The following is a 12,283-nucleotide window of genomic DNA, read 5'->3' as shown; positions in this document are numbered from 1 at the left end:
GCTGACCCACCGCCACGAAAAGGACCGGCACCTCGTGTGACCCGCACCTCGACCACCAGGAGGAAGCCCGCGGTGCGGAGCTTGATCCTGGTGCGATCACTGCAGCCCGGGATCCTGCCGGCGGGAATCAGCTGCTCGATCAGCCGTTCGGCCCACCCTCTTGCAGATGCTGCGGATGCTGCGATTATTTCGATTACTGTGCGAGTGGCCCTCCCCCGTTGCCCATGGCCGTCGCTCTCCCAAGCTCCATTGAGCCCGTGATCCCCACGGCTGAGGCGGCTGAGGCCGCAGGGGCGAGCTTGCGAGATCTCGCCGGCTTCCGTGCCAGCCACGGTCTGCGCCAAGCCAGCCTCTCCCTGGACCTGGACGATGGACAGCGCGCATCTGTCCCAATCCCGGCCGCAGTGCTGGAATTGCTCCAGGGAATCCTGGTGCAGATGGCCCAGGGCAATGCCGTCACCCTGGTGCCGGTGCATGCCGAGCTCACGACCCAGCAGGCCGCCGATCTGCTGAATGTGTCGCGGCCCTTCCTGATCGAGCGGCTGGAGCAAGGGGAGATCCCCTTCCGCAAGGTCGGCACCCACCGGCGGATCCGCCTGGCCGACCTGATGGCCTACAAGCACGACATCGACCAGCAGCGCGGAGCGGCACTGGATGAGCTGGCGGCCCAGGCCCAGGAGCTGGGCATGGGCTACTGAGGTGAATCGCTTCACGGTCGTCTACGACGCCTGCGTTCTATATCCAGCGCCACTTCGCGACCTGCTGATGCGCCTGGCGCTCACGGATCTCTACCGGGCTCGATGGAGCGATCAGATTCATGAGGAGTGGATCACGGCCGTGCTGCGGAACCGGCCTGATCTCTCCAGAGAACAGCTGGAGCGCACCCGCTCGCTGATGAATGCTCACGTGCGTGATGCGCTGGTGGATGGCCATCAGAGCCTGATTCCAGCCCTGGAGTTACCGGACCCGGATGACCGCCATGTTCTGGCAGCCGCCATCAAGTGTGGAGCCGATCTGATCCTCACCTTCAACCTGGATGATTTCCCGGAGCACGTCCTGGCGAGCTACGGCCTTGGTGCCTGCCATCCCGATCTGTTTCTGGTGGACCAGCTGAACCTGGATGCCGAGCGGGTGTGCATGGCGATGCGGCAGCACCGAGCCAGCCTCAGGAACCCACCCAAGTCAGTTGAGCAGTACCTGGTCACCCTGGAGGAACAGGGTCTGAGCAAGTTCTCGGAGGCCGTGCGGCACTACGCCGCTGAGCTCTGAGCGCGTAGCCCCTGGCCCAGCCGTAGTTCTGCCTTGGCGAAGGCGTCATCCACCACGTCATCCCCGCACCAGCGGCTGTAGGCCGCCAGATGGGTCTGCACGCTGTGGCCCATGGCCGCGGCCACCACCTTGGGCGGCAGGTCGCAGATCACGTGGGCTCGGTGGGCGTAGCCGTGCCGGCAGGAGTAGGGAACCAGCTTCTCCCCCTTCGCCTCGTACTCCCGGCGAAGCTCTTTCCAGAGGGGCCGGTTCATCAGGTAGTGGCCCACGTAGCCGCCACCCAGGCCAGGCTGCATCGGCGGCAGCTCCTGGGTTGGGAAGCGTTCCTCAAGGCGCCAGCCATCTGCCCAGTCATCACAGGGCAGCATCCGCAGCACCCGCGGACGGGTCTTGCCGCGGGAGGCGACCTTTTCATACGTGCACCAGAGCCGGCCCTGGCGGATCTGCAGGTGCTGCAGCTCTTCTGGCCTCAGCCCATAAGCCGCCATCAGCTGAAAGGCAAAACGCCAGCGGGCATCAGGGATGGCCCGCACCAACGCAAGAGTGTGTTCCACCTCCAACGGCGTCGTGATGGCTTTCGCTGCACGCGATCGGCCCACGAACACCGACAGGTCTTGCGGCGGCTCCCAGTCCTCACCCAGCCGTCGCTCCGCCACGGCCCAACGCAACAGGGCAGCGGTCGACTGAATCTGGATCTGACGGGTGCGCCCGCCTGGCTTATCCGCCCAGATTCTGGCCAGGGCCTCCAGCAGCTGCTTGGCGTTCTGCGGCGGGGCCGCCACTGCCACGGCACCGAGCACGTGGTTCATGTGGTGCCGGTAGACCCGATGCCAGGTCGATGGCTTGATCTCGCCACTGATCAGCTTGTGCTCCCGGAAGGCTGCAATCAAGGCATCCCAGTCCCCAGGAGCGTGGAACGCCGCACCACCTCGATGCCTGGCGCGACCACCCTGGCTCGATGCCGATCGGAGCACTGCCGCCCCATCGGCGCCCTGCTCCTCCGCACGGGGCATCCGGGCAACGCAGGCATCAGGCTCGATGCCCTGCTGGAACTCGTCGTAGACCTGAACCACGGCGTCGCGGATCTGATCGACCTGATCGCACTCCCAGGGGATCGGCAGTAGCACCTGGCGGCGCTTGCCCCACCAGCACCAGCAGCGATGTTCAGGCGCGCATGACCACGGTGATTCAGCACCGTCCAGCCCCTGCGGCAGCCCCTTTGAGACAGCGCGTGAGACACGACGGCCCTGATCGTCACCTCCCAATCACGGGCCGCGGGCATGTGAGACGTTTGGTGAGATGTTTCGTCTCACAGCCTGGCACGGCCAAACAGGGAGCGGCAAAGACTGGAAGCCCTAACGCCAGTCGCAGCATGGGCTTGGAACCGAAAACCCTTGTTGAGAAAAGGAAGCGGGCGGCGGGAATCGAACCCGCATCATCAGCTTGGAAGGCTGAGGTTTTACCACTAAACTACGCCCGCAGCAGTAGATAAATACTACATCGCCATGGGGCCCCCGGCAGGAGGCTTGCTTCCCTCGTCTCCTGCATTATGACTCGATCACCCCGCCTATCCAGAACTGCCGTCTGTGACGCCTGACCCCAGCGCGGCAACGAACCCAAGCCTGGGCAAGTCGGCCCGGCGAAGACTGCTCTGGAGCTATGGCCTCGGCGATATCGGCACCGGCATGGCCGCCACCCAGCTGGGCTTCTATCTATTTGTCTTCTACACGGGCGTAGTGGGGCTGCCGGCCTGGATGGCGGGCCTGGTGCTGATGGTGCTCAAGGTGTGGGATGGCATCAACGACCCCCTGGTGGGCTGGCTGAGCGACCACACCAAACACCCCTGGGGGCCGCGCCTGCCCTGGATGGCCGGCAGTGCCATCCCCCTGGGCATGGCCCTGGTGGCGATGTGGTGGGTGCCGCCTGGGAGTGACTGGCAGAAGTTCACCCTACTGGTGCTGATCCAGCTGGTGGCCATGGGCCTCTACACCTGCGTCAACCTGCCCTACTCGGCCCTCGCCTCGGAGCTCACCGGCTCCACCCAGCTGCGCACCGAACTGAATGCAAGCCGGTTCACCGGCTCAATCCTGGCGGGCCTGGCGGGCCTGGTGCTGGGGGCCCTGCTGGTGGGCCAGGGAGCGCCGGGCTACCTGCGCATGGGCTGGGTTTCCGGGCTGCTGCTCACGGTTTTCACCCTGCTGTGCTGCTGGGGGCTGGCTCCCTTCGCACGCACCTGCCAACGGCCCAAGGGCCAGCCGGAGCCGCTGGGCCGCCAGCTGAGACGGCTGGCCGGCAACCCCCGTTTCCTCAAAGTGCTGGGCCTCTACCTGCTGCTGTGGTGCGCCCTGCAGCTGATGCAGCCGGTTTCACTGATTTTCCTGGCCGTGGTGATGCACCTGCCTGAAAGCTGGAGCACCTGGATCCTGATCCCCTTCCAACTGAGCGCCCTGGTGGGATTGCAGCTATGGAGCCGGGTAGCGGGCCGCCATGGCCGGGTCTGCGCCCTGCGCTGGGGCACCGGCCTCTGGATCGCCGGCTGTCTGGCGGCCATGCTGCTGATCCCCATGGATTCCAGCGCAGCTCCCCTGGCCACGGCCAGTAACAGCCTGGGGCTGGCCCTGCTCGTGCTCACGATCGTGGTGATTGGCCTCGGGGCCTCCACTGCCTATCTGATCCCCTGGGCCCTGCTGCCCGATGCGATCGATGCGGACCCCGACCAACCGGCAGGCCTCTACACGGCCTGGATGGTGGTGACCCAGAAACTGGGCATCGGCGTAGCCGTGTTCGCCCTGGGCAATGTGCTCAGCTGGAGTGGCTACCAGGCCAGTGAGGGACTGGTTCAGCCAGGCTCAGCCCTCACCACGATCCGCCTCTGCATGGGCCTGATTCCGGCGGTTCTGATCGCTGCCGGCCTCCTGGTGATGCGACGCTGGCCTGAGAAGGGTCTGCACCGCCGGCCGGCATCGCCATCACCATGAAGCGTCCCGCCTGGTTCAAGACCCCCCGCTGGCTCTCACGCCTGGGCTCCAGCCTGCTGGTCGGCGGCCAGGCGGTGAGTGCCGTCGCCAAGGGCCGCATCGGCTTCAACGATCTGATGCAGGAGCTGATGGAGGCCGGCCCAGGCAGCTTTCTGATCGTGCTGATCACCGCCCTGGCAGCCGGCACGGTGTTCAACATCCAGGTGGCAGCGGAGCTGAGCAAACAAGGCGCCAGCGCCACCGTGGGGGGGCTGCTGGCCCTGGGGCTGTCGCGGGAAATAGCGCCCTTGCTCACCGCCACCCTGCTCACGGGCAAGGTGGCCACGGCCTATGCGGCCCAGATCGGCACCATGAAGGTGACCGAGCAGATCGACGCCATCACCATGCTGCGCACCGACCCGGTCGAATACCTGGTGGTGCCCAGGGTGCTGGCCATGGTGATCATGGCGCCGGTGCAGTGCCTGCTCTTCTTCTGGGTGGGGATCTGGTCAGGCCAGGTAAGCAGCACGATCCTTTACAGCATCCCCCCATCGGTTTTTTGGAACTCCGTGCGCACCTGGATGGAGCCCGACGACCTGCCGTCGATGCTGCTGAAGGCCCTGGTCTTCGGCCTACAGATAGCCGTGATTGCCTGCGGCTGGGGCCTGACAACCCGCGGGGGCCCAAAGGAGGTGGGCACCAGCACCACCGGGGCCGTGGTGATGATCCTGGTCACCGTCGCCCTGATGGACGCCCTGCTCACCAAATTGCTTTTCGGCTGATGCCCTCCCCCAACTCCCCCACTGGCGATATGGAGCTGAGCCCTGGCTCCAGCGGCGTGGTGCTGGCGCCCAGCTACGGCGTCGCCCTTGGGGTGATCGGGCTGGCCCTGGCCGCCCTTGGCCTCCTTCCCCTCTGGAGCGGCGCACCCTGGTTGAGCCTGTCGGTGGCGCTGTTGGGCCTGTTTTTGCTATTGCAGACAAGCCTGTTGCGGCTGGAGTTTGGCGGCGATGCCATGCTGGTATGGCGCCAGCAGACCCTGCTGCGCAGCTTCCCCTATGCCGAATGGCTGGGCTGGAAACTGTTCTGGCCAGGGTTGCCCGCGTTGTTTTACTTCCGTGAGCAGCGCAGCATCCACCTGCTGCCAATGCTCTTTGATGCCGCCACCCTGCGGGAGCAACTAGCCCAGCACCTGGGCCAACTCAACGCAGCGGAGCGTTCCGATTCCGATCGCGATGACTGACGACCCCAGCCCCGAACAAGCCTGGAGCGACCTGGCCCTCACTGAACTGCGCGAGCGTCGCGAGGCGTTGCTGCAGGAAATCGGCCAGCTGGAAACCCGCCGCAGCCAGATCCAAAAAGAGATCGAAACCAGCTTTGCCGGCCAGGCCGATGCCATGGCCAGGCGCATCAAGGGCTTCCAGGACTATCTGGTGGGCGCCCTGCAGGACCTGGCCGTGGCGGCTGAGCAGGTGGAGCTGGTGCCCCAGCAGCTGCTGGTGCAGCCTTCTCCCCTCGATCATCCTGCCCCAACCGGCACCAGCCCCGAACCAGCCCCCGCCGGGCCTACAACAGGACTGTTCAGCCAGGATGAAGCCCTGATCCGCGAGCGTCTGGCGGGCTTCGGCGGCCAGCCCGATTTCTACGCCGATCCCTGGCAGTTGCGCCGCACCCTGGACCCCGGCGGTGCCGCCCTGCTCGCAGACTGGTTTTTTAGTCAGGGGGGCAGGGGTGCCCAGGCCAGCTGCGGCAGCCGCAGCCGCAACGCCCTAGTGGCCGCCGCTGCCATCGCCATCCTGGGGGAGCTCTACGGGGAACGCTTCCAAACCCTGGTGCTGGCAAGCCAGCCCGAGCGCCTGGGCGAATGGCGTCGCGGTCTGCAGGACTGCCTGGGCCTGGAGCGGGAGGATTTCGGACCCTCCAGCGGCATCGTCCTGTTCGAGCGGGCCGATGCCCTGGTGGAACGGGCCGACCGACTCGAGGAGCGAAACGAGCTGCCCTTCATCGTGATCGATGCCGGCGAACTGACCATTGAGGTGCCAATCCTGCAGTTCCCCCTTTGGCTCACCTTCGCCGCAGGTCCCGGCGAGATCGACAGCGACGCAGCCTATTGAGCGAACCGCCATAGCCCATATCACCAGGCTCCCATCGCCATGCCACTGATCACCATGACCCTGATCACCCTGCCCCTGCTGTTCGCTGGCTACCTGCTCGGCTCCATCCCCAGCGGCTACCTGGCGGGGCGCTGGCTGGCGGGGCTGGATATTCGCCGCGAAGGATCGGGATCCACCGGAGCCACCAACGTGCTGCGGGTGGTCGGCAAGGGCCCGGCACTGGCGGTGTTTCTGGTGGACGTGCTCAAGGGTGCGGCTGCCGTGCTGCTGGCCAAGGCCGTGCTGGATCCCCTGGGTGTGGGGGTGGTGCTGGCCGGTCTGGCGGCCCTGGCAGGCCACATCTGGCCGGTGTGGCTGGGCTGGAAAGGGGGCAAGGCGGTGGCCACCGGGCTGGGCATGCTGCTGGGCCTCACCTGGCCGGTGGGCCTGGCCTGTTTCGGCATCTTCCTGGCCGTCCTCAGCCTCGGCCGGATCGTGTCCCTGGCCAGCGTGGTGGCCGCCCTGGCCCTGCCGCTGCTGATGCTGGGCTGGTTTGCCGACCAAAACCTGGCGCCACGCTGGCCCTACCTCTCCCTGGCCTTGCTCACCACCGTACTGGTGGTGTGGCGCCACCGCAGCAACATCGAGCGACTGCTAGCCGGCACCGAACCCAAACTGGGCGCCCCAAAACCCTGAGGCTGGGGCTGGGGCTCTGGAGGCGCTGGTGCGGTTCAGCCCAGCTCGCGACTGCGCTGGGCTGCGGCCAGCACCGCCTCAATCAGGGCCGAGCGCAGGCCGGCCTGCTCCAATTGGCGCAGGCCGGCGATCGTGGTGCCACCCGGAGAGCTCACCATGTCCTTGAGCTCTCCTGGATGGAGGTTGCGCTCCAACATCAACTTCGCACTGCCCGCGAGGGTCCTCGAGGCCAGCTGCTGGGCCAGGAGCCGTGGCAATCCCGCTGCTACGGCGCCATCGGCCAGGGCCTCGGCCACCACCGCCACAAAGGCCGGCCCGGAGGAGGTGAGCGCCAGAAAGGCATCCAGCTGAATTTCGGGCAGCTCATAGACCTCACCCACCTGGGCAAACAGCTGTTCCACCCAGCGACGTTGGCCAGCGGGCACTACCTGGGCAAAGGCCAGGCCCGTGAGCCCGGCTCGCACCAGCGCCGGGGTATTGGGTACGGCCCGCACGCACTGCCATCCGGGGAAAAGGCGCTGTAGGCGCTCCAGGGACACCCCGGCCAACACCGAGATCAGCAGCCCGCCGGAGCCAGCGGCAGCAGCTTGGGCAGCCCCCTCGAGCTGCTGGGGCTTGACCGCGAGCAGCACCACCGGCGCTGACCAGGCAGCCTGGGGGTCGGTGGCCACGTTGAGGCCATGGGCCCGACGCAACATTTCAGCCGAGGCCTCACTGGCCACAGCAGCTCGCACGTCCCCGGGCTGAACAAGCCCAGCCTCCAGCAGGGGAAACAACAGGGCCTGGGCCATGCGGCCCAGGCCCACCACGCCAAAGCTGGGCGCCATCGGGTGGCCTAGAAGGCGCTTGCCTGGCGACCCCAAGCCGGGCTGGGTGCGGCCACCGGCTCGGGACTATCCACGCCGCGGCTCAAGGTGGTGGGGGAGGAGGCCTCCTCGCTGGAGGCGGTGGTGACCGTTACGCAGCTGGGCGCAAACAGGAAAATGCTTTCGCCCACTCGCTCTTGCTGGCCATCGATGGCGAAGGTGCCGCCAGCTACGAAGTCCACGGAGCGCTGGGCCTGGTCAGGCTCCATCATCGTGAGATTGAGAATCACGGTCTTGCGTTCCCGCAGGGCCTCGATTGCCCGGGGCATTTCATCAAAACTGCGCGGCTCCATCAACATCAGCTCTGCACCGGCCGTCGAAAGGCCCGGCATGCCGATCACATTGGTGCCCGCGAAGGGGTCGTCTGCGGTGAAATCGGAGCTCAAAACCAGGGGACTTGAGCGGATGGGCGGGGTGGGCTCGGGCAGCTCCCCGCCGTCATAGTCGAGCTCATCGTCGTAGTCGCCGTCGAGATAGTCGTCTCCTGAGACAACGGCACGCAGACGGGAAAACAACGACACAGAGCGAACCTCGCAGGATGCTTCCACATAAATAGCGTCCCACACCAATGGCGGCAAGGCTTTCCGCTGCAATTGGCCGCCAGGTCAGCTAGCCAGAACCGGCCGCTCCCCGAACAGAAGGCCGCCGATCCGCACCCAGGTGCTGCCCGCCGCGGCCGCCTCTTGCCAGTCGCCACTCATCCCCATCGAACATTCCGGCAGCCCCAGGGCCCCGGCCAGGGCGGCACATTCGCGATACAGGCTGCCGCGCTCACCAGGGCTGAGTCCCAGGGGGGCAATGGTCATCAGGCCCACCGATCGCAACGGCGCCAGGCAACTGAGCTCGGGCCAGTGCTGCTGGAGCTCAGCTGGTTCAAAGCCAGTCTTGCTGGGATCGGGCCGGAACTTCACCTGAAACAGCACCGCCGGAGCGCGATGCTCCTCCGCCGCGATTCGGGCCAGGCGACGGGCCAGGGCAAGGGAATCGAGGGAGTGGATCGTGCCGAATTGGCGCACCACCGCGCGGGCCTTGTTGGCCTGAAGGCGGCCGATGAAATGCCAGTCGAGGGGTTCAAGATCGGCAAGCTCGGCCTGCTTGACCGCTGCCTCCTGGAGCCTGCTCTCGCCGAAACTGCGCTGGCCCGCAGCCACCGCCTCCCGGATTCGGGCGACCGGCTGGCCCTTGCTCACTGCCAACAACCTGCAGCCGGGGGGCAGGCTGGCGCGCACCAAGGCGAGTTGCTCAGATAAAGGTTTGGTCAAACAACTGGCGCCAATGGGCTTGGGCCTCAGGGCAATCGCGACGGGCCCGGGCCAGATTCTGCTCGGCATAGTGGCGGGCATCCATCAGGGGCACCACCTCAAAACTGGCTCCCTTGGACTGCAAAGTCACCACAAAGAAAATGCGCTGGGCATAGAGGGTGGCGTAGAGGTCCTTGCCCTCGGCCACCGCAGCCACCCGGTAAAGCATCCCGAAGGTGGGATGGTTGAGATAGCGCTCGGGAATCGCAAATGCGCTGCTCACCAATACGCTGCTCACCAATGCGGTTGTCTGGGGGCCATTAAAGGTCACCGACTTTCCAGCGCAGTCCCAGCAGCACCAGCAGCCACGCCGCCGCCGAGGCATTGAGCAGCTTCTGCACCACTCCACCGCCCTGGGGCCTGGGCAGCTGATCGGGCGGCAACCAGCAGCCCCCTCGGGCCAGCAGGGCTTCAGCCCCCTGCTCGGCGCGCAGCAGCACGTTGGCCAGCAGCCGCTCGCCGAGGGCGAGCACCAGGCCCAGGCCGGCCTTCCAGCCCAGGCGCTTGAAATTCACTGCCCTGGTTGCAACAGATCGCAATAGGTTTTGCAGTTCTTCCTGCACCAGGGGCAGAAAACGCAGCGCCAGCAGCAGCGTGAAACCGAGCCGCTCCACCGGCCAGCCCAGCCGGCCCAGGGGGGCCAGCAACCAGCCAATCGCCCACACCAACTGCTCCGGAGAAGTGCTCAGCAGCAACAGGTTGGCGCTGTGAATCAACGTGAACAACAACGTGGCGCCGTTGAGGCCGAGCTCGGCCGAGCGCCGGGTCACCACCAGGGGACCCTGGCGGAAAAGCACCCAGGCGGCGCCGGAACGTTCCGGCGGCTGGCTACCGGGGGGGCCGGGCTCGATGCGCAGCTCCGCCGGTGGGCGCTGCAGCTGCCCCGGCGGCAGGGAGCCGGCCGGCAGGAAAGCCGCCAGGCCACCCACCAGCAGGGCCAGGGCCAGCAGCAGCGGCACGCTGCGGCGCCAGAGCCGCCAGCTCAGGCCGCTGAGGGCGGTGATCAACAGCAGTAGACCCACCAGGGCCAGGCGCCAGATCGGCCCGGCCAGGATCGGGGTCATCAGGAAGGCCAGGGTCCAGGCCAGCTTCAGGCGGGGATCCAGCCGTCGCAGCCAACTGCCGCCCCCGGCCTGATCAGCCGGATCCGGGACAGCGAACTGCCCGATCGGGATCTGGCGCAGGAAGTCCACTCAGCTGCCCCCCAACAGCCAGGCCTCAGCGACCACGAGTCTGGCTGCGGGCCAGTTCCTTCTCGGCATCGCGCTGTTGTTTGCCGCGCCAAAAAAGCTTGATGGGTGTGCCCTCAAAGCCCAGGCCCTCGCGGATCTGGCGCTCCACATAGCGGCGATAGGTTTCACCAAACAGCTTCGGCTCATTGACAAACAACGTGAAGCTGGGGGGCCGCACCGCCACCTGGGTGCCGTAATAGAGACGCCCCTGGCGGCCGCCGCGGCTGGTGGGCGGCGAGCGCCAGCTGAGGGCCTCGGTGAGCACCTCGTTCACCACCGAGGTGGTGACGCGGCGGCGGTGCTGCTCCACCGCCAGCAGGGCCAGGGGGAAGACCGCCTGAACCCGCTGGCCGCTGAGGGCCGAGGTGAACAGCATCGGCGCCCAGTCGAGGAAATAGAGCTTGGCGCGGAGTTCCTTCTCCATCGCCGGCATGGTGTGGCTGTCCTTCTCGATGGCGTCCCACTTGTTGACCACCACCACGCAGGCGCGGCCATCTTCTTCAATGCGGCCGGCCAGGCGCTGATCCTGCTCGGTGACGCCGTCGAGGGCATCGATCACCAGCACGCACACATCGGAGCGCTCGATCGCCTTGAAGCTGCGGTTGATGCCGAAATATTCGGGCCCGTAGCTCACCGAGCGACGGCGGCGGATGCCCGCCGTATCGAGCAGTTTCCAGGTTTTGCCCTCCCGCTCAATCGTGGTGTCGATCGTGTCGCGGGTGGTGCCACGAATCGGGCTGACGATCGCCCGGTTCTCGCCGCAGACTGCGTTGAGCAGGCTGGATTTGCCCACGTTGGGGCGGCCGATGATCGCCAGCTGGATCGGCTCCTCCGCCTCCTGTTCTTCGCTGGCAGGCAGGAAGCTGAGCACCTGGTCAAGCAGGTCGCCGGTGCCGGCGCCGTGGATGGCCGAGATCGGGTAGGGCTCGCCCAGGCCCAGGCCCCAGAACTCCGCCGCCATGGCCAGACCCGCATCCGGCGACTCGCACTTGTTCACCGCCAGCAGGGTGGGCACCCCCTGGCCCCGCAGCCATTCGGCGATCGACTGATCGGCAGCCGTGCAGCCCTGCTGACCGTCGACGATCACCAGGGCCACGGCCGCTTCTGCCAGGGCCAGGCCCACCTGCTCGCGAATTTCGGGCAGGAATTCGCTGTCGTCGTCGAACACCAGGCCACCGGTGTCCACCACCCGGAAACTGCGATCACCCCAGTAGCCCTCCTGGTAGGTGCGATCGCGGGTCACGCCGGGCTGGTCGTGCACGATCGCTTCGCGGCTGCGGCAGAGCCGGTTCACCAGGGTGGATTTGCCCACGTTGGGGCGGCCAATAATGGCAACGACCGGCAAGGCCAAAGCAGGTATCACAACAACTGTCGTACCTTGACCCTACAGATCACCCGGATGGCCCGCCACCGGATCGGCCGGCTGATCCAACAGTTGCGGCAGCGGCCCCCCATCCGGCAGCGGCTCGCCCCGCTCGGCCAAATGGGCCAACAGCCAGTTCACGGCGGTGGCTCGGCGGGTGCGGCGCGGGTAGAGCTCGCCGATCGTATACCCCGCAAAACCCAGCTGCTCCTTCAGCAATTGCTTGTGCGCTTTGGCGATCGAGCGGGTGAGAGCCACCGCCGGGGGGCGCTCGGCGATGAACTGGGGTTCGATCGGGAACTGCTCCCGCCAGGCAGCGCCGGTAGCCGGGCCCGCGCTCCAGGTGCCCGAGCCGTTCAGCTCGTATCCCAGGCGCGGCCAGATCAGCTCACACACGAAGCGATCGCTGGTGCGGTCGGCCAATACCGCTTCCAGCAGCGCGCGGCTCAGGGGGTAGGGCACTGCAGCGGCGGCGGCCTGAGCGGAAACCATCGTCCTGGAGCATC

Annotated in this window: 15 protein-coding genes and 1 tRNA gene; 7 read left to right on the top strand and 9 right to left on the bottom strand. The window is 66.7% G+C overall.

The window, feature by feature from the left end:
• Positions 1-224: 224 nt before the first annotated feature.
• Together H8F27_RS10980 and H8F27_RS10975 are read left to right on the top strand one after the other, a co-directional pair.
• Positions 225-698: a helix-turn-helix domain-containing protein gene (locus tag H8F27_RS10980; protein ID WP_197148122.1), complete on the top strand. Its 474-nt coding sequence runs from the start codon at positions 225-227 to the stop codon at positions 696-698.
• 1 nt (position 699) lies between these two features.
• A complete protein-coding gene (locus tag H8F27_RS10975) occupies positions 700-1,269 on the top strand; it encodes a PIN domain-containing protein (protein ID WP_197148121.1) in 570 nt (189 codons plus the stop codon).
• Here H8F27_RS10975 and H8F27_RS10970 read toward each other — a convergent pair.
• A complete protein-coding gene (locus H8F27_RS10970) occupies positions 1,251-2,396 on the bottom strand; it encodes a hypothetical protein (protein WP_197148120.1) in 1,146 nt (381 codons plus the stop codon). The two genes, H8F27_RS10975 and H8F27_RS10970, sit on opposite strands and share 19 nt — an antisense overlap.
• A 282-nt stretch (positions 2,397-2,678) precedes the next feature.
• Positions 2,679-2,749: transfer RNA gene (locus tag H8F27_RS10965), tRNA-Gly, on the bottom strand.
• 97 nt (positions 2,750-2,846) lie between these two features.
• Here H8F27_RS10965 and H8F27_RS10960 point away from each other — a divergent pair.
• From H8F27_RS10960 to plsY, 5 genes are read left to right on the top strand one after another with little or no spacing between them, the layout of a single operon-like run.
• Positions 2,847-4,247 (top strand): MFS transporter, encoded by a 1,401-nt coding sequence (locus H8F27_RS10960; protein WP_370594512.1) that lies wholly within the window; start codon positions 2,847-2,849, stop codon positions 4,245-4,247.
• Positions 4,244-5,008 carry an ABC transporter permease gene (locus tag H8F27_RS10955; protein WP_197148119.1) on the top strand — a complete coding sequence of 255 codons (765 nt, stop codon included), beginning with the start codon at positions 4,244-4,246 and terminating at the stop codon, positions 5,006-5,008. The genes H8F27_RS10960 and H8F27_RS10955 overlap by 4 nt, the downstream gene beginning before the upstream one ends.
• Positions 5,008-5,469 carry a DUF3119 family protein gene (locus H8F27_RS10950; RefSeq protein WP_231596212.1) on the top strand — a complete coding sequence of 154 codons (462 nt, stop codon included), beginning with the start codon at positions 5,008-5,010 and terminating at the stop codon, positions 5,467-5,469. The genes H8F27_RS10955 and H8F27_RS10950 overlap by 1 nt, the downstream gene beginning before the upstream one ends.
• The gene (locus tag H8F27_RS10945) at positions 5,462-6,340 is read left to right on the top strand and encodes a DUF3086 domain-containing protein (protein WP_197148118.1); all 879 of its coding nucleotides are present in this window, start codon (positions 5,462-5,464) and stop codon (positions 6,338-6,340) included. The genes H8F27_RS10950 and H8F27_RS10945 overlap by 8 nt, the downstream gene beginning before the upstream one ends.
• A 39-nt stretch (positions 6,341-6,379) precedes the next feature.
• Positions 6,380-7,015: a glycerol-3-phosphate 1-O-acyltransferase PlsY gene (gene plsY / locus H8F27_RS10940; protein ID WP_231596211.1), complete on the top strand. Its 636-nt coding sequence runs from the start codon at positions 6,380-6,382 to the stop codon at positions 7,013-7,015.
• Positions 7,016-7,050: 35 nt separating this feature from the next.
• On the opposite strand, the gene proC is transcribed toward plsY, so the two are convergent.
• The 7 genes from proC to H8F27_RS10905 form a co-directional block, all read right to left on the bottom strand.
• On the bottom strand, positions 7,051-7,842 hold the full coding sequence (proC, locus tag H8F27_RS10935) for a pyrroline-5-carboxylate reductase (RefSeq protein ID WP_197148117.1): 792 nt from the start codon (positions 7,840-7,842) through the stop codon (positions 7,051-7,053).
• A gap of 8 nt (positions 7,843-7,850) precedes the next feature.
• Complete coding sequence (locus tag H8F27_RS10930; protein WP_197148116.1) at positions 7,851-8,402, bottom strand: cell division protein SepF; 552 nt, start codon at positions 8,400-8,402, stop codon at positions 7,851-7,853.
• Positions 8,403-8,486: 84 nt separating this feature from the next.
• Positions 8,487-9,113, bottom strand: coding sequence for a YggS family pyridoxal phosphate-dependent enzyme (locus H8F27_RS10925; RefSeq protein ID WP_231596210.1), 627 nt, complete (start codon positions 9,111-9,113; stop codon positions 8,487-8,489).
• Between the two features lie 10 nt (positions 9,114-9,123).
• Positions 9,124-9,351: a PII-interacting protein PipX family protein gene (locus H8F27_RS10920; protein ID WP_197153517.1), complete on the bottom strand. Its 228-nt coding sequence runs from the start codon at positions 9,349-9,351 to the stop codon at positions 9,124-9,126.
• Between the two features lie 91 nt (positions 9,352-9,442).
• Complete coding sequence (locus H8F27_RS10915; protein ID WP_197148114.1) at positions 9,443-10,375, bottom strand: energy-coupling factor transporter transmembrane protein EcfT; 933 nt, start codon at positions 10,373-10,375, stop codon at positions 9,443-9,445.
• Positions 10,376-10,400: 25 nt separating this feature from the next.
• Positions 10,401-11,765, bottom strand: a complete 1,365-nt coding sequence (der, locus tag H8F27_RS10910; RefSeq protein WP_197148113.1) for a ribosome biogenesis GTPase Der — start codon at positions 11,763-11,765, stop codon at positions 10,401-10,403.
• 33 nt (positions 11,766-11,798) lie between these two features.
• Complete coding sequence (locus H8F27_RS10905; protein WP_197148112.1) at positions 11,799-12,269, bottom strand: DUF1823 family protein; 471 nt, start codon at positions 12,267-12,269, stop codon at positions 11,799-11,801.
• Positions 12,270-12,283 lie beyond the last annotated feature (14 nt).

Origin of the sequence: Synechococcus sp. CBW1108 (assembly GCF_015840335.1) — a bacterium.
In the GTDB taxonomy this organism is placed as follows: domain Bacteria; phylum Cyanobacteriota; class Cyanobacteriia; order PCC-6307; family Cyanobiaceae; genus Cyanobium_A.
This window is presented reverse-complemented; position numbering and strand designations above follow the sequence as displayed.

Excerpts from the sequence above, each read along its gene's own strand:
- H8F27_RS10950 (WP_231596212.1), top strand. The coding sequence starts at position 5,008 with ATGCCCTCCCCCAACTCCCCCACTGGCGATATGGAGCTGAGCCCTGGC.
- H8F27_RS10905 (WP_197148112.1), bottom strand. The coding sequence starts at position 12,269 with ATGGTTTCCGCTCAGGCCGCCGCCGCTGCAGTGCCCTACCCCCTGAGC.
- H8F27_RS10955 (WP_197148119.1), top strand. The coding sequence starts at position 4,244 with ATGAAGCGTCCCGCCTGGTTCAAGACCCCCCGCTGGCTCTCACGCCTG.
- H8F27_RS10980 (WP_197148122.1), top strand. The coding sequence starts at position 225 with ATGGCCGTCGCTCTCCCAAGCTCCATTGAGCCCGTGATCCCCACGGCT.
- H8F27_RS10920 (WP_197153517.1), bottom strand. The coding sequence starts at position 9,351 with ATGCTTTACCGGGTGGCTGCGGTGGCCGAGGGCAAGGACCTCTACGCC.
- plsY (WP_231596211.1), top strand. The coding sequence starts at position 6,380 with ATGCCACTGATCACCATGACCCTGATCACCCTGCCCCTGCTGTTCGCT.
- proC (WP_197148117.1), bottom strand. The coding sequence starts at position 7,842 with ATGGCGCCCAGCTTTGGCGTGGTGGGCCTGGGCCGCATGGCCCAGGCC.
- H8F27_RS10945 (WP_197148118.1), top strand. The coding sequence starts at position 5,462 with ATGACTGACGACCCCAGCCCCGAACAAGCCTGGAGCGACCTGGCCCTC.